This window comes from Ruegeria sp. CDSC068 (genome assembly GCF_059610545.1).
In genome coordinates this window covers 685,633-699,896 of record NZ_JBXWNV010000001.1, presented here as the reverse complement: position 1 = coordinate 699,896, position 14,264 = coordinate 685,633, and the positions used below count along the sequence as shown (strand labels likewise).

The window sequence follows — 14,264 nt, the reverse complement described above, 5'->3', positions numbered from 1 at the left end:
GTGTCCGATGCGCGACACTCGCCTGATGAGTGCGCAGGTTGGTGGACATCCATGCCTAATCACGTTTATCAACCAGTAAAGGGACGGAGAATGAATGCATAAAGTTCTGATTTTGAACGGTCCGAACCTGAACTTGCTGGGCACACGACAACCCGAGGTTTATGGCCGTACAACGCTGAAAATGGTCGAAGAAACCTGTGTAAGTCACGGCGCGTCGATCGGGTTGGACGTATCACACCTGCAATCCAATCACGAAGGTGTGCTGATCGACGCGATCCACGCGGCCAAGGGCAATCAGGATGGGATCATTCTGAACGCCGGGGCGTATACCCACACCTCGGTCGCTTTGATGGATGCGATCGCTTCTGTAGAGCTGCCAGTTGTTGAGGTTCACCTTTCGAACATACACGCCCGCGAACCCTTCAGGCACAAATCCTATGTGGCGCCGGTTGCGCTGGGACAGATCTGCGGCTTTGGGCTTCAGAGCTATGTGATGGCGTTGGATGCGCTGTCGGCGCATTTGCAAAATGAGGGGTCCGTATGAAGCTGGGTGAGTATCTGAATTTCCTCAGCTACGTCAAAACTCTGGAAGAGCTTTGGGACGCTCATTGCCGCCAGATGGCAATTTTCGGTTTCGACCGTCTGCTATACGGCTATACGCGCTACAGGACCGAAACGTCTTTGGGAGACCCCGAAGACTTCACCATCCTTACAAACCACGGCAAAGAGTACATCGATGGTTTCGTGCGCGATGGGCTGTACTTTCATGCACCCATGCTGAAATGGGCGCTGCACAATGAAGGCGCGGCCAGTTGGAGAATGATTCAGGATATGAATTCCGACGGCACGATGACCGCCCAGGAACGCCAGGTATACGAGTTCAACCGGTCAAAAGGCGTTGTGGCGGGATACACTATCAGTTTCACCTCGGTTTCGATGCGGTCCAAGGGGGCGATCTCTCTTTCGGCTGGTGGTGCCACTAGCCAGGATGAGGTTGACGCAATCTGGGCTGAACATGGCGATGACATCTTGTTGATGAACAATGTCGCGCATCTGAAGATACTTACCCTGCCCTACAACACCCCCAATCGCGCTCTGACGAAGCGGCAGCGCGAGGCGCTGGAATGGGTTGGAGATGGGAAGACGACGCAAGACATAGCGCTTTTGATGGGCCTGACATCGGCGACCGTTGAAAAGCATTTGAGGCTGGCCCGGGAGTCCCTTTCAGTGGAAACAACTGCGCAAGCCGTGCTCAAAGCATCCCTGCAAAATCAGATGTTCATCATGGAAGCATGATGTGTTTTTTTTGACGCTAAATTGCGTCAATTTACGTAGGGTAAGGAAATCATGACTTCCCGAATCTGAGCCCCAGTTGCAAAGTGATATTGTTCCGTGAGTGGTGGCTTTAGCCTGGGAACGTTTTGATCGGATCTTTGCAATACCAAAGCTCTCCGGTCGCTCTGACATAAAGGCGTCTATTTGTCCGCGTCTCTTAGTCGGAATTTTGGGGGGCCTCGACCATCCCCATCTGCGGGGCCCCTCAATCCTTCCGATAGTAGTGTATGATCTGTTGTTCCTAACGCCGGAAGGCGCAAAAAAACCGACTACAGGAAAGTAGCCGGTTTTATTCTGTTCAGTTTGAGGCCCCTTTCAGGGCCTCTGCCAGAATTAGCCCTGTACGGCTTTGGCAACTTCAGCTGCGAAGTCTTCTTTTTCGACCACGATGCCTTCGCCAACTTCCAGACGGACGAAACCAGTGATGGTTGCGCCTGCTTCTTTGGCAGCGGCTTCGACGGTTAGGTCAGGGTTCACAACGAACGACTGGTTCAGCAAAGTTGATTCCGCTACGAATTTCTTCATACGGCCAACGATCATTTTTTCGATCACCTGCTCCGGCTTGCCGGATTCGCGGGCGATGTCCATCTGAACCTGCTTTTCTTTTTCGACAACAGCCGGGTCCATGTCCGCTTCGGACAGGGCCGCCGGGTTCACAGCTGCAATGTGCATCGCAATCTGCTTGCCGATCACTTCGTCACCACCGGACAGAGCAACCAGTACACCGATTTTGCCCATGCCGTTGGTGGCTGCGTTGTGAACGTAGGACACAACAGTGTCGCCTGACAGTTTCGCCATGCGGCGAACTGACATGTTCTCACCAATGGTGGCGATCTTGTCGGTCAGGGTGTCAGCAACGTTCTTGCCGCCCAGATCAGCGGCCAACAGAGCTTCGACATTGTCGACGCCTTCTGCCGCGTAAGCAATCTTGCCAACCATTTCCTGGAACTCTGCGTTCTTTGCGACGAAGTCGGTTTCCGAGTTCACTTCGACAGCAACACCGTTGCCACCGTTGACGTGAACTGCAACCAGACCTTCTGCTGCAGTACGGCCGGATTTCTTGGCCGCTTTGGCAAGACCCTTGGTGCGCAGCCAATCAACGGCTTCGTCCATGTTTCCACCGGTTTCGGTCAGCGCTTTTTTTGCGTCCATCATGCCTGCGCCGGTCGAGTCGCGCAGTTCTTTAACCATTGCTGCTGTGATTGCCATCTTTTGGCTCTCCTCAATTCAAACGGAATTGGGGCAGGTCTACCCTGCCCCATATGTCATTTACGTGACGGGCAGCTTACGCTTCGGCTTTGGCTTCCGGCGTGGCTTCTTCTGCAACGGGTGCTTCTTCCGCAACGACTTCTTCAACCGGTGCTTCTTCGAATGCGCCCAGGTCAACGCCTGCAGCACCCATCTGAGCGGTCATACCGTCCAGAGCGGCACGAGCAACCAGATCGCAATACAGAGAGATCGCGCGCGCTGCGTCGTCGTTGCCGGGGATGATGTAATCCACGCCATCGGGCGAGCAGTTGGTGTCGACAATTGCCACAACCGGGATACCCAGTTTGTTGGCCTCGGCGATGGCCAGTGCTTCTTTTTTGACGTCGATGACGAACAGCAGATCGGGAACGCCGCCCATTTCGCGGATACCGCCCAGCGATGCCTGCAGTTTGCCCTGGTCACGTTCCATGCCCAGACGCTCTTTCTTGGTCAGGCCTTCGGCGCCCGATTCCATGGCTTCGTCAATCTGGTTCAGACGGTTGATCGACTGGGAAACGGTTTTCCAGTTGGTCAGCGTGCCGCCCAGCCAGCGGTGGTTCATGTAGTACTGAGCCGACTTTTCAGCGGCTTCTGCGATCGGCTGAGCTGCCTGACGCTTGGTACCAACGAACAGAACGCGGCCACCTTTTGCAACGGTGTCACGAACGGCCTGCAGAGCCTGGTCCAACATTGGAACGGTCTGGGTCAGGTCCATGATGTGGATGCCATTGCGCGAGCCGTAGATAAACGGGCCCATGCGGGGATTCCAACGCTGTGTCTGGTGACCAAAGTGAACGCCAGCTTCCAGCAGCTGACGCATGGTGAACTCGGGAAGAGCCATGCTATTTTCCTTTTCCGGTTTACGCCTGGGCGGGGGTGAAAGAAGCGGATGCTCCAACCGGCGGGCCAGATAAGGATGTCTCCCTCAAATAGCCCAAACCCCGCCTGCGGGTTTTAATGGCGCGCGTATACGGTAGGATTTCGCCCTGTGCAAGTGCCAAATGGCCTTATTTTTCAAGCCGCGCAATTGCATGCGCGTGGCGCACTGCCTCTTCGCAATGTGCGGCCAACGCCTTGCGGTCGGCAAAATCGCTGACTTTGGCTGGAACGTGGTAAATCAATTCCACCGTCCCCTGCCGACGCGCGCCCAAGGTCTTGAGAAGATGCGGGGCAAAATCCATATCGCCCCACCAGCCATAGAACCTGTCAGGCTGCCCTTTTGGCGCGTGAAAGACTACGGAAACAGGCTGAACATACATGAAGTCCCGCAATTCATCCGAGAAGAACGCGGCGAAAAGCGTTGTTTTAAAGGGCAAAACACGAAGGCCGTCGGTCGAGGTGCCCTCTGGGAAAAACAACAACTTATGGCCGACTTTCAAGCGCTCTTCAAAGATCAGGGTCTGTTCGCGGGCTTTCTTGCGATCTCGTTCGATAAACACCGTGCCCGTGGCGCGGGCTAGCCAGCCGATACCCGGCCATTTGGCCACCTCGGCCTTGGACACGAAGTACACCCGCTTACGGGCGTTCAGCGCAAAGATGTCGAGCCAAGAAGTGTGGTTCGCGACCACAGCGCCGCGTTCGCGCATCAATTCACCGGAACTGCGAAAGCCGATGCCAAGAAGCCGGAGCGCATTGCGGCAGACAAATTGCGCAATGAACGGTGTGATCGGACGCCGTAAACCGAACAGCGGGCGCTCGATCAGGCGAACGGTCAACAAAACGAGCAGCCCGCCAAAAACCAGCAGTGCCAAGGGAAGGCCGCGCAAGATTACCAATGCCCAGCCAAATACGCCCAATTCAATCGGGTCTGGCGCGTCGTCACTGTCCCAAAGCGGATCGTTCACTGGATCAGGCTCCGCTGTAAATACGCCGCTGGCGCTCGTTCATGCGCGCCGTGTCGAGGATCAGGCAAACATCTGTTGTGTTGAAAGCGTGGTCGATAAACGCCCCCTCGCCCACAAAGCCACCCAACCGCAGGTACGCCTTGATCAGCGCGGGAACCTGTACCATCGCCCCACGGCGATCCAACGCATCCGGCGCGACAAGGTCCATGCTTTGAAACACATCGGGTTGCGCCCTGACCCGCAGGTCCGGCGGGGCCAGATGATTGTGGTGCAACATCGACAAAGGCTGGGCCAGCTCCTGTGCATTGATGCCATGGAAGCTGGCGACCCCGAACAGGACCTCAATATCGCGCTCGGCCACATAGCCCGCTAGGCCATTCCAAAGATGGTACATCGCCGTTCCGCCCCGATAGTCCGGGTGAAGGCAGGAACGTCCAAGCTCCAACAATTTGCGGCCGCTCTGTTTCAACACGGTCAGGTCGTATTCATCCTCGGAATAGAACTGCCCCAATTCGACGGCTCGTTCACCCGGTAACAGCCTGTAAACGCCCACAACTTCGCCAGTGGCGTCATCATAGGCCAGCATGTGATCAAAAAAAGGATCGAACTGATCCTGCTCTAACCCTGCCTCGTGGTCCACCATCTTGCCGCCGCCGCCCAATTCGCGGACGAACACATCATATCGCAGCCTCTGAGCTGCGCGCAATTCGGCCTCGGATTCGGCGAGTTTTACGGTGAAAGAAGGGCCTGCATCCGGCATCGGGTATTCCGCTTTTGTTTGCGCGCTGATACCGCAGTTTTCGGTCAAATGGCAACCAGCACGGCGTGGCCCATCGTTAACCATTCTTAAACCAGTTTCACGGATCAAAGACGGGCGTCAGGGCGATGCGGGTTCCGTCAATCACCACTTTTCCCTGTTCTTGGAAATTCACGGTGATCTTGCCCCCAATGTTGGACTGCACCTGTCCGACGCCCCAGTCGGGGAAATCGGGGTGGCGGACATACATGCCCGGTGCAAGTATGGCATTGAGGTCTGTCATGATCGGGCTCCGGTCCGGCGGCAGATACAACAGGAGAGGTACGCATGGGCGACACCAACGTCAATCTGGCCGAACTGATCGGGTCTCGAATTTGTCACGATCTGATCAGCCCCATTGGCGCAATAAACAACGGGCTGGAACTGCTTGAGATGGTCGGAACCATGCAGGGCCCCGAGATGGAGCTGATCTCGGGCAGCGTCGGAAGCGCCGGAGCAAAGATCAGGTTTTTTCGCGTCGCTTTTGGGTCGGCCAGCGATCAACCGTTGGGCCGGGCCGAAGTCACTGAGTTGTTGAAAGACGTTGAAAGCGTTGGTCGTGTGCGTGTCAACTGGCACGTGACCGATGCGATGCCACGCAATCAGGTCAAGCTCGCCTTTTTGGCCCTGATGTGTTGCGAAAGAGCCATGCCGATGGGGGGCGACGTCACCGTGGAAAATAACGGTGGCAGTTGGACGGTGACCGGTGTGGCGGACAAGCTGAATATAGAGTCTGATCTTTGGAAGAACCTACCCAAAGGCCAATTTGCGAATAAGGTGACGCCAGCACAGGTGCAGTTTGCACTGCTGCCCCAGACCGCTGCCTCGATGGGTCGGCGGGTTGTGGCGGAAACCACCTCAACCCGCGTCGCTATCCGTTTTTAAGACCTGACGGTCCCGTTTCCGCGGACAAGGTATTTGAAGCTCGTCAGCTGAGCGGCCCCGACCGGGCCGCGCGCATGCATTTTGCCGGTTGCGATTCCGATCTCGGCCCCCATTCCGAACTCGCCACCATCGGCAAACTGGGTTGAAGCATTGTGCATCAGAATCGCACTGTCGAGCCGTTCAAAGAACCGGGCAGCGGCATCGGCATCCTCGGTCATGATGCAATCGGTGTGGTTCGAACCGTACTGACGGATATGCGCGATCGCTGCATCGATATCAGCCACCGGCTTGGCCGCGATGATGCTGTCGAGGAATTCCTTGCCCCAGTCGTCGCCCGTGGCCGCAATGGTGCCGTCCAGGGCCAACGCGCCTTCGGCATGGATTTCGACACCCGCCGCAAGCAAAGCGGAAATGATATCCTGGCCGAGTGTTTCAGCCACATCCTGATGGATCAGCAGACATTCGGCCGCACCACAGATTCCGGTACGCCGGGTTTTGGCGTTCAGCACGACGTCCAGCGTTTTCTGGGGGTCTGCAGCCTTGTCGATATAGATGTGCACGATACCTTCTAAGTGCGCAAAGACGGGCACGCGTGCTTCGCGCTGAACCAACCCCACCAGACCTTTTCCGCCGCGCGGAACGATGACGTCCACACAATCGGTCATGGTCAGCAGCTCTTGCACTGCGGCGCGGTCTCGCGTGGGCACGAGTTGAATGGCGTCTTCTGGCAGGTTTGCAGCCTTTAGCCCTTTGACCAGACAGGCGTGAATGGCGGTTGAGGAATGGAAACTTTCAGAGCCGCCGCGCAGGATCACTGCATTGCCCGACTTCAGGCACAATGCGCCTGCATCCGCCGTCACATTCGGACGGCTTTCGTAAATCACTCCGATAACGCCCAGAGGCGTGCGAACACGCTGGATGTTCAGGCCCGAGGCCATGTCCCATTCGGTCAGAACCTCGCCCACGGGGTCTGCCTGATCCGCGACCGTGCGCAGCCCGTCAACCATGCCCTGAATGCGCGCATCATCCAGCATCAGCCGGTCCATCATCGCCGGGCTCAGGCCCTTTTCTTGTCCGAACTCCAGGTCTTTCTTGTTGGCTTCAATGATATCTGCGCGGTTTGCCCAAACAGCGTCAGCCGCGGCAATCAGGGCGGCATGTTTACGCTCGGCACTTGCAAAGGCCAGATCGGCCGAGGCTGCTTTAGCGCGTTTACCAAGATCGGCCATAAGGGCGGGAATGTTGTCGAAATCCTTCATCTCAGGTGCCTTTCGGTCGGTCATTTGGTTCTATCATCGCGCCATTACAGCGCCAAATCATCTCGATGGATCAGGACGGCCCGGCCTGGATAGCCCAGTGTAGCTTCGATCTCTGAGGACTTCCGACCCTTGATCGCATCCGCCTCTTGCGCGGTATACCGGCTGAGGCCCTGCGCCAAACGCCTCGATTGGTGGTCCATGATCGCAACCGGATCACCGCGTCCGAAATCGCCGGTTACTTCAACGATACCAGCAGGCAGCAGGCTTTTACCATTACCCAACGCTTTGGCCGCGCCTGCGTCCACTACGATTTCACCGCGCGGTTTCATGGCCGAAATCCAGCGCTTGCGCGCGGCATGCGGGTCCAGCGTCGCTGTAAACCAAGTGCAATTGGCGCCATCTTCAAGCGATTTCAGCGGGTTCAAAGTCGAACCTTCGGTAATCGCCATGTCACAACCGGCAGCAGTTGCCATCTTAGCGGCCAGTAGCTTGGTCTTCATTCCGCCTTTGGATAGACCGGAACCGGCATCGCCTGCCATTTCCTCGATCTCGGGCGTGATGGTCTCAATAACATCGAAACGCTTGGCGTTTCCGTCTTCACTCGGGATCCCGGTGTAGAAACCGTCGACATCCGACAACAGGATCAATTGATCGGCCCCAACCGTCACGGCGATCTGCGCCGCCAACCGGTCATTGTCGCCGTAGCGGATCTCATCCGTAGCAACGGTATCGTTTTCGTTGACGATCGGAACCACGCCCAAACTCAGCAAAGTTTCCAGCGTCGCGCGCGAATTCAGATACCGCCGCCGGTCCTCGCTGTCTTCCAGCGTCACCAAAACCTGCGCCGTTGTGATTTTGTGCGGCGTCAAAGCCTCTTCATAAGCCCGCGCCAGCCGAATTTGGCCAACAGCAGCGGCGGCCTGAGATTGTTCCAACGGCAAATCCGCCACGGGCAGGCCCAAAACACCGCGCCCCAACGCAATCGAGCCGGATGAGACCAAAATGACGTCAGTTCCCTGCCCTTTGAGCCAGGCTACGTCTTGGGCCAGCGAGACCAACCAATCCGACCTCAGCAACCCGGTATCACGGTCCACCAGCATGGCAGAGCCGATTTTGACCACCAATCGGCGTGCTGCGGTCAGGGTTGCCAAGACTTGGTCTCCTCAACGGGTTTTTGCCGCAGGCGGTTTTCGTCGATCTGCGCACGCAAAGCGCGCAACACTTCGGTCACGCCCAGATGCGCGACGCCAGACATGGTCATCACAGGGCCTCCAACAGCCTCTTCCAGCTCAGTCCTTTGCAGCGCCTGTTCCTCTTCGTCCAGCGCATCGACCTTGTTCAGAACTGTGATCCTGGGCTTTTCAGCCAGTTCACCGCCGTAAGCTTCGAGTTCATGAATGATGGTGCGGTAATCCTCGGCGACGGTTTCCGAGGTGCCATCGACCAGATGCAACAGAACGGCGCAACGTTCCACGTGGCCAAGGAACCGATCTCCAATCCCGCGCCCCTCATGGGCGCCTTCGATCAGGCCGGGAATATCCGCGACGACAAATTCCACATTGTCGACACCGACAACACCAAGATTAGGATGCAGGGTCGTGAACGGATAGTCAGCAATCTTGGGTCGCGCGTTCGATGTGGCCGCCAGAAAAGTCGATTTACCAGCATTGGGCATGCCAAGCAGACCCACATCCGCAATCAGCTTCAGCCGCAGCCAGATCGTGCGGTCGATCCCTGCCTGACCCGGATTGGCTCGGCGTGGAGCCTGATTGGTTGCCGATTTGAAGTGCAGGTTGCCAAAGCCACCATTGCCGCCCTTGGCCAGCAGAACACGCTGCCCAACCTCTGTCAGGTCGCAGATGACGGTCTCTTCGTCCTCGTCCAGAATCTCAGTTCCGACAGGCACGCGCAGGATGATTTCGTCACCATCCTTGCCCGTGCGCTGCTGACCACGACCGGGTTGACCGTTCTTGGCAAAGAAATGCTGCTGATAGCGGAAGTCGATCAGGGTGTTCAGCCCATCCACAACCTCGGCCCAAACAGACCCGCCCTTACCGCCGTCACCGCCATCGGGACCGCCGTATTCAATGTATTTTTCACGCCGAAAGCTGACGCACCCGCCACCGCCGGCCCCGGACCGGATGTAGACCTTTGCAAGATCGAGAAATTTCATAACTGTCCCCTACTGCAAGGGCCCCATCGGCCACAAGTCAGAGTTTTTTACTATATGTCCAGGTGGGCACATTCGCATCGCGCGCCACCGAGTAACTTTCGGCATCACCCAGATACTGGAACCCACAATGGGTCAGAACCCGGGCCGAGGCAGGATTGTCCTGAAACACGCTGGCAAACAAATTCGAGTTTTCAAGCGGGTTAGCTTTCACCAACATCTCGACGGCCAATGAGGCTACGCCTGTATTCCAGTAAACAGGCGCCACCCAATAGCCAACTTCGGACTGATTGCGATCCAGCCGTGTAAGCGAAATCAGACCAATCAGTTCCGGCCCACCATCTTTGGTGGCGTCCATCGCCCAGACGTCCTCATCCCGGTCTTCAGCCATTGAACGCGTCACAAACGCCTCGACCGACCCCGGTGGCAGCGGATGCGGGATCGACGTGGTCATACGTGCCACGCGCTCATCGCCTGCATAATGCTCGATGAGACCCATATCCGACCGGCGCAATGGGCGCAGATCGAACCGCTCGGTTTCGAGGACCGGCTGGTTTATTATTGTCTCGAGTTTCATGAGTGCGTTCCTCCTCCGAACAACACAAAAAATACGGACGCAACAGTGAGACTCGCTAACGTCCACATCAGATATTTTTCCACGGGCCGACCTTCAACCACGTGGGCAATTCTATCTCCGGCAAATGTCCAGATCGGGTGTAAAACCGCCTGGCAAAGCAATAAACAGAGAGCGATCGTGAACGTCGCGTTAAAGCTGGGCGTGCCAACCGCAACGAACCCGGTAAAACCGGCTATGATCATGGCCCATGCCTTTGGGTTAAGGGGATGAACGATCAGCCCCGCCCAAAAACCGGGCACGTCTCCAGTGGTTTCACTGCGCGAAAGACGCAGGTTCGCGATCTTCCAGGCCAGCCAGCAGATATACGCCGCCGAGGCGTATTTCAGGACCGAAAAGACAATCGGTGCCTGATCCGCGAGCTGCAGCAGACCAAAACCAACGGGCCAGATGATCAGCTGTTTGCCCAGGATCACTCCGGCCACAAACGGCAGAGCCGCCCGAAACCCATAGCGCGCACCTGTGCCCAGCAGAACCATATTGGCGGGTCCGGGCGTTCCGACCTGAGAGGCTGCGAAGATCAGGAAACTAGTTGTTGCAACGGTCATTGCATCGCCTCCCAGTCCACACGACGCAGCAAAACGTCCTGAATTATCACATCTTCGTTGGTCGACCGCGCCGTCGCACGATGCTGGCCATTTGGTTTAAACCCAAGTTTTGACAAGACCGCCTTGGACCGTTCGTTGCCGACGTGATAACCCGAGGTAAGTTCCTGCCGATCAGATCGAAAGAATCTCGAAATCATCGCGCGGGAGGCTTCGGTCACATAGCCCTGCCCCCAGGACGCTTTGGCAACCCAATATCCCAGCTGAGATCCGGTCGAGATGCACCCAATGAGGTTCTCTTCCCGAGTGATGGCAAAGGCATCATCTTCGGCAGCCATCGCGTCGACAAATTCGGTCGAATGCGCGTCCTCATAGGGATGCGGTACCACCGTCAACCAGCGCACCACGTCCAGATCGTTCAGAAGAGTGACAAGACGCGACGAGTCCTCACGCCGAAACCGACGCAAGACAAGACGCTCTGTTTTTATCACTTCGGTCATGGGACCGCTCCTGAAAACGAGAAAGGGGACCGGCACTTTCTGCCAGTCCCCCATGAAATTTTCTTAAACCTTCTGGGTTTCGGCTTACTCTGCGGCCTCCGCCACTGGCAGGACCGAAATAAAGGTGCGGTTTTTCAGTCCCTTGTGGAACTTCACGGCGCCATCCACAGTTGCAAAGATGGTGTGATCTTTGCCCATGCCTACGCCTTCGCCCGGCCAGAACTTGGTGCCGCGCTGACGCACGATGATGTTGCCTGAAATGGCGGCCTGGCCACCATACAGTTTCACGCCAAGGCGGCGACCAGCTGAGTCGCGACCGTTACGGGAGGAACCGCCAGCTTTTTTATGTGCCATTCTGTCTCTCCTTAGCCTTTAGCCAGATCTTTGGCCTGCTCAACCCATTCGGGTTTCACTTTGACCGTTTCGATAGCAGCAATCTGATCGTCCGACAAGGCGGCCAGAGCGGCAAAGCTCTCGATACCGGCTTCGGCCAGCTTCTTGGCAGCGGCGGGGCCGACACCGGTCAACTGGGTCAGATCGTCAGCGGCAGCAGCTGCGGCAGGTGCCTTTGCTTTGGCTTCAGCTTTCTTGGCAGGCTTTTTTGCCACGGGGGCAGCTTCGCCAGCCGGCGCCGAACCGGTTGCAGCTTTGATGCCCGACTTGTCGGCGCCTGACGCCAAAATGTCGGTGATCTTGACCAGAGTCAGCTTCTGACGGTGGCCAACGGTACGCTTCGAGCTGTGCTTACGACGGCGTTTTACGAAGTTGATGACCTTGTCACCTTTGATCTGTTCGATCACTTCGGCCTGAACGCCTGCGCCTGCGACGAACGGTGCACCAACAACCGGAGCGTCGCCGCCCAGCATCAGAACATCGTTGAATTGAACTGTTTCACCTGCGTCGGCAGCCAATTTTTCAACGCGGAGGATATCGCCCGCTTGAACTTTGTACTGCTTGCCGCCAGTCTTGAGGACCGCAAACATGCGTCTTTCCTTTGTCTAATCGCGTTCTATGGTCCCCGACAGGGCGTTTTTGGCTTTCGCCACCTCGAACAGCGCGCCCTTTTCGGGCTGTGTGACGACCCGTGGGACAAGGTCCTAGGGTCAATAATAACGACACCCGGCGCGGAAAACCGGCCGGGATGCGCGCTTATCCATAGATTGATCGGCAAAGTCAACATCAAATACAGGATCAAAGATCCGATGCGCCAAGCGCCCGTGAGACCGCCTGCCCCAGTTGAAAATAGATCTGGTCATACATCTTATCGAAACCATCGAAAAAGGCCTCGTTAACGGCGCGCCCGGTCTCAGTTCGGGAAAAAGCAATGTTCTCCCGCATCTGAGCCTCATCGAGCGGTTGATAGGCCACCAGAAGGAAGGAATACAACCAGATGCGGTTTTCCTCGGTAAGCCTGTCCTTGTCCGACAAAAGCTGCGCCAGAATATCCTCAGAGCTGGTTCCGGCATCCGCGCTGAGGCCGCGAAAAAAGTTATAATCCGAACTAAGCGAGCTTTGTACGTTCTTTTCGATAAGGTCGTTGACTTCAATATACTCGCCGACCAGCCGGTAAAGCTGGGTGCCGCCTGCCCCGTTCAGATAGTTTTCGCGTGCCATGTCCTTGATGGTTTCATCCGCGAAAGCCCTTCTGGCCGAGTTTTCCAGAGTGATAACGGTTTGCCCGACATCACTTTCAAAGAACAGGATGGCGCGATCCATCTGGCTGGCTGTCAGGCTGACCTCAAAAATCTCTGAAATTTGCTCCTGCATCCACTGTGGATCATAAATTTCGTCCACCTGATCATCAAAAAACGGCCCGCCGTCACCACCCAGAAATGTGTCGTTCAGGTCTTTCGCCTGTGCCAAACCTTCGTCGCGCAGGATATCGACGACCTGCTCCAATTGAAGTGCCAGCATGAGGCGTTCAACCCGCTCGGACGCTGCCAGCGGCATGGCTGACAGAAACACGGCGAAACAAGCAGCGATCAGGCGCATCAGATATCCTGGGCCGGATGTAGTTCCGCCATACGCGCGGCCAAATCTTCAAACTTCATGGCCATGATTTCGTATTGAATGGCATTCAGCAGCTCATAGACTTCTTGCATCAAAGGCTGCTCCAAAGCCTCAGCATAGGCGACGACCTCAGAATCCGAGAAGTCCTGATAGGTATAGGCTGCCCCGGCAAGTGCGGACAGCTGCAAAGCCTGACGCATGCCGGTTTCATTGCGCTTCATCATCTGACGCAGTTCATCCGCGCCCAGTTGCAAGTCAATCACCCCCGAGGCGCTGGCAGCGAGCAAAAAGCGCACCTGAATTTCCTGCAGCGCACGCAATGCCGTCCCGCTGGAATCAATTGCATTGTTCATGCGTTTCAGATTTTCGACCCGCTTGGATCCATCCTTGATCAGGTCCGAGACGATTTTCTGCCCTTCAAGTTGCTTGGCATCGTCATCTTCAACCATGTGCGATGCATTCTCGGACTCGACCAGCCGTTGCCCAAGATCGGATGCATAAAACTCGACCGCATGGGTTAGCGCCTCATCGCTCAGCGTTTGTTCCAGAATAGACACAGCTGTTTCGCGCATTTCCTTGGTATCAAAGACCTCTTCGGTCAGGCGTGTCCAGTCGGACCCAAACCCATCAGGATCGATCCCCAACATTTGCGGGGCTGAGGCCGAGGCCAGAGCGATGCTTTCAAGTGCAACGTCGAACCCGGTTGTTGTCAAAAAGGCTTCGATCCGATCCCGTCCGGCAGCAAATGCTTGCTGCGACCCGGAAATCACGAACAGAACGGCGGCGAATAGCGGCAGGATAGTTTGGCGTAAAGGATATGTCATACCTATGAGCCTAGGGGAAATACCGCGTCAGGCAACGGAAAATCCCGCCTTTGTCATTTTCAGGAATTTTCTGCTTGCACCCCCGCGCGTTCCTCACTAAATCCCCCCCTCACAGACCCCCGCGGAGAGGTGCCGGAGTGGTCGAACGGGGCGGTCTCGAAAACCGTTGTGGGTGCAAGCCCACCCAGGGTTCGAATCCCTGTCTCTCCGCCAC

Annotated in this window: 18 protein-coding genes and 1 tRNA gene; 4 read left to right on the top strand and 15 right to left on the bottom strand. The window is 56.5% G+C overall.

Features of this window, described 5'->3' with window-relative positions; genetic code table 11:
• The first annotated feature begins 94 nt into the window (after positions 1-94).
• Both aroQ and AC2FID_RS03375 read left to right on the top strand, forming a co-directional pair.
• Positions 95-544: a type II 3-dehydroquinate dehydratase gene (aroQ, locus tag AC2FID_RS03380; protein ID WP_496835401.1), complete on the top strand. Its 450-nt coding sequence runs from the start codon at positions 95-97 to the stop codon at positions 542-544.
• The gene (locus tag AC2FID_RS03375; protein ID WP_058271634.1) at positions 541-1,296 is read left to right on the top strand and encodes a helix-turn-helix transcriptional regulator; all 756 of its coding nucleotides are present in this window, start codon (positions 541-543) and stop codon (positions 1,294-1,296) included. Before aroQ ends, AC2FID_RS03375 begins: the two co-directional genes overlap by 4 nt.
• Positions 1,297-1,668: 372 nt before the next feature.
• On the opposite strand, the gene tsf is transcribed toward AC2FID_RS03375, so the two are convergent.
• The 5 genes from tsf to AC2FID_RS03350 form a co-directional block, all read right to left on the bottom strand.
• Positions 1,669-2,544: a translation elongation factor Ts gene (tsf, locus tag AC2FID_RS03370; RefSeq protein ID WP_108858613.1), complete on the bottom strand. Its 876-nt coding sequence runs from the start codon at positions 2,542-2,544 to the stop codon at positions 1,669-1,671.
• 76 nt (positions 2,545-2,620) lie between these two features.
• Positions 2,621-3,424 (bottom strand): 30S ribosomal protein S2, encoded by an 804-nt coding sequence (rpsB, locus tag AC2FID_RS03365; protein ID WP_058271914.1) that lies wholly within the window; start codon positions 3,422-3,424, stop codon positions 2,621-2,623.
• 166 nt (positions 3,425-3,590) lie between these two features.
• Positions 3,591-4,427: a lyso-ornithine lipid O-acyltransferase gene (gene olsA / locus AC2FID_RS03360; RefSeq protein ID WP_282118441.1), complete on the bottom strand. Its 837-nt coding sequence runs from the start codon at positions 4,425-4,427 to the stop codon at positions 3,591-3,593.
• A 4-nt stretch (positions 4,428-4,431) separates the two neighbouring features.
• Positions 4,432-5,187: an L-ornithine N(alpha)-acyltransferase gene (olsB, locus tag AC2FID_RS03355; RefSeq protein ID WP_496835397.1), complete on the bottom strand. Its 756-nt coding sequence runs from the start codon at positions 5,185-5,187 to the stop codon at positions 4,432-4,434.
• A gap of 97 nt (positions 5,188-5,284) precedes the next feature.
• Positions 5,285-5,467, bottom strand: coding sequence for a DUF3553 domain-containing protein (locus AC2FID_RS03350; protein WP_058271637.1), 183 nt, complete (start codon positions 5,465-5,467; stop codon positions 5,285-5,287).
• A 44-nt stretch (positions 5,468-5,511) separates the two neighbouring features.
• Here AC2FID_RS03350 and AC2FID_RS03345 point away from each other — a divergent pair, with 44 nt between their 5' ends.
• Positions 5,512-6,108: a histidine phosphotransferase family protein gene (locus AC2FID_RS03345; RefSeq protein WP_496695472.1), complete on the top strand. Its 597-nt coding sequence runs from the start codon at positions 5,512-5,514 to the stop codon at positions 6,106-6,108.
• Here AC2FID_RS03345 and AC2FID_RS03340 read toward each other — a convergent pair.
• The 10 genes from AC2FID_RS03340 to AC2FID_RS03295 form a co-directional block, all read right to left on the bottom strand.
• Positions 6,105-7,367 carry a glutamate-5-semialdehyde dehydrogenase gene (locus tag AC2FID_RS03340; RefSeq protein ID WP_496835639.1) on the bottom strand — a complete coding sequence of 421 codons (1,263 nt, stop codon included), beginning with the start codon at positions 7,365-7,367 and terminating at the stop codon, positions 6,105-6,107. The two genes, AC2FID_RS03345 and AC2FID_RS03340, sit on opposite strands and share 4 nt — an antisense overlap.
• Before the next feature lie 44 nt (positions 7,368-7,411).
• On the bottom strand, positions 7,412-8,518 hold the full coding sequence (gene proB / locus AC2FID_RS03335; protein ID WP_496835395.1) for a glutamate 5-kinase: 1,107 nt from the start codon (positions 8,516-8,518) through the stop codon (positions 7,412-7,414).
• Positions 8,506-9,540, bottom strand: a complete 1,035-nt coding sequence (obgE, locus tag AC2FID_RS03330) for a GTPase ObgE (RefSeq protein ID WP_496835393.1) — start codon at positions 9,538-9,540, stop codon at positions 8,506-8,508. Before obgE ends, proB begins: the two co-directional genes overlap by 13 nt.
• A 37-nt stretch (positions 9,541-9,577) precedes the next feature.
• Positions 9,578-10,114, bottom strand: coding sequence for a GNAT family N-acetyltransferase (locus AC2FID_RS03325; RefSeq protein WP_058277925.1), 537 nt, complete (start codon positions 10,112-10,114; stop codon positions 9,578-9,580).
• Positions 10,111-10,719: a LysE family translocator gene (locus AC2FID_RS03320; protein WP_058271642.1), complete on the bottom strand. Its 609-nt coding sequence runs from the start codon at positions 10,717-10,719 to the stop codon at positions 10,111-10,113. The genes AC2FID_RS03325 and AC2FID_RS03320 overlap by 4 nt, the downstream gene beginning before the upstream one ends.
• Positions 10,716-11,216 (bottom strand): GNAT family N-acetyltransferase, encoded by a 501-nt coding sequence (locus AC2FID_RS03315; protein WP_496835391.1) that lies wholly within the window; start codon positions 11,214-11,216, stop codon positions 10,716-10,718. The genes AC2FID_RS03320 and AC2FID_RS03315 overlap by 4 nt, the downstream gene beginning before the upstream one ends.
• An 84-nt stretch (positions 11,217-11,300) precedes the next feature.
• Positions 11,301-11,570, bottom strand: a complete 270-nt coding sequence (gene rpmA / locus AC2FID_RS03310; RefSeq protein WP_058271644.1) for a 50S ribosomal protein L27 — start codon at positions 11,568-11,570, stop codon at positions 11,301-11,303.
• Positions 11,571-11,581: 11 nt separating this feature from the next.
• Entirely contained in the window at positions 11,582-12,199 is a 618-nt protein-coding gene (locus AC2FID_RS03305) for a 50S ribosomal protein L21 (RefSeq protein WP_058271645.1), read from the bottom strand.
• Between the two features lie 208 nt (positions 12,200-12,407).
• On the bottom strand, positions 12,408-13,208 hold the full coding sequence (locus AC2FID_RS03300; protein WP_496835390.1) for a DUF2059 domain-containing protein: 801 nt from the start codon (positions 13,206-13,208) through the stop codon (positions 12,408-12,410).
• Positions 13,208-14,050, bottom strand: coding sequence for a DUF2059 domain-containing protein (locus AC2FID_RS03295; protein ID WP_496835388.1), 843 nt, complete (start codon positions 14,048-14,050; stop codon positions 13,208-13,210). Before AC2FID_RS03295 ends, AC2FID_RS03300 begins: the two co-directional genes overlap by 1 nt.
• 123 nt (positions 14,051-14,173) lie before the next feature.
• On the opposite strand from AC2FID_RS03295, the gene AC2FID_RS03290 reads away from it, so the two are divergent.
• Positions 14,174-14,263: transfer RNA gene (locus AC2FID_RS03290), tRNA-Ser, on the top strand.
• The last annotated feature ends 1 nt before the right edge of the window (position 14,264 follow it).

Excerpts from the sequence above, each read along its gene's own strand:
- AC2FID_RS03350 (WP_058271637.1), bottom strand. The coding sequence starts at position 5,467 with ATGACAGACCTCAATGCCATACTTGCACCGGGCATGTATGTCCGCCAC.
- tsf (WP_108858613.1), bottom strand. The coding sequence starts at position 2,544 with ATGGCAATCACAGCAGCAATGGTTAAAGAACTGCGCGACTCGACCGGC.
- AC2FID_RS03295 (WP_496835388.1), bottom strand. The coding sequence starts at position 14,050 with ATGACATATCCTTTACGCCAAACTATCCTGCCGCTATTCGCCGCCGTT.
- AC2FID_RS03325 (WP_058277925.1), bottom strand. The coding sequence starts at position 10,114 with ATGAAACTCGAGACAATAATAAACCAGCCGGTCCTCGAAACCGAGCGG.
- rpmA (WP_058271644.1), bottom strand. The coding sequence starts at position 11,570 with ATGGCACATAAAAAAGCTGGCGGTTCCTCCCGTAACGGTCGCGACTCA.
- aroQ (WP_496835401.1), top strand. The coding sequence starts at position 95 with ATGCATAAAGTTCTGATTTTGAACGGTCCGAACCTGAACTTGCTGGGC.
- olsB (WP_496835397.1), bottom strand. The coding sequence starts at position 5,187 with ATGCCGGATGCAGGCCCTTCTTTCACCGTAAAACTCGCCGAATCCGAG.
- AC2FID_RS03340 (WP_496835639.1), bottom strand. The coding sequence starts at position 7,367 with ATGAAGGATTTCGACAACATTCCCGCCCTTATGGCCGATCTTGGTAAA.
- AC2FID_RS03320 (WP_058271642.1), bottom strand. The coding sequence starts at position 10,719 with ATGACCGTTGCAACAACTAGTTTCCTGATCTTCGCAGCCTCTCAGGTC.
- AC2FID_RS03315 (WP_496835391.1), bottom strand. The coding sequence starts at position 11,216 with ATGACCGAAGTGATAAAAACAGAGCGTCTTGTCTTGCGTCGGTTTCGG.
- AC2FID_RS03375 (WP_058271634.1), top strand. The coding sequence starts at position 541 with ATGAAGCTGGGTGAGTATCTGAATTTCCTCAGCTACGTCAAAACTCTG.
- rpsB (WP_058271914.1), bottom strand. The coding sequence starts at position 3,424 with ATGGCTCTTCCCGAGTTCACCATGCGTCAGCTGCTGGAAGCTGGCGTT.
- AC2FID_RS03345 (WP_496695472.1), top strand. The coding sequence starts at position 5,512 with ATGGGCGACACCAACGTCAATCTGGCCGAACTGATCGGGTCTCGAATT.
- AC2FID_RS03305 (WP_058271645.1), bottom strand. The coding sequence starts at position 12,199 with ATGTTTGCGGTCCTCAAGACTGGCGGCAAGCAGTACAAAGTTCAAGCG.
- AC2FID_RS03300 (WP_496835390.1), bottom strand. The coding sequence starts at position 13,208 with ATGCGCCTGATCGCTGCTTGTTTCGCCGTGTTTCTGTCAGCCATGCCG.
- obgE (WP_496835393.1), bottom strand. The coding sequence starts at position 9,540 with ATGAAATTTCTCGATCTTGCAAAGGTCTACATCCGGTCCGGGGCCGGC.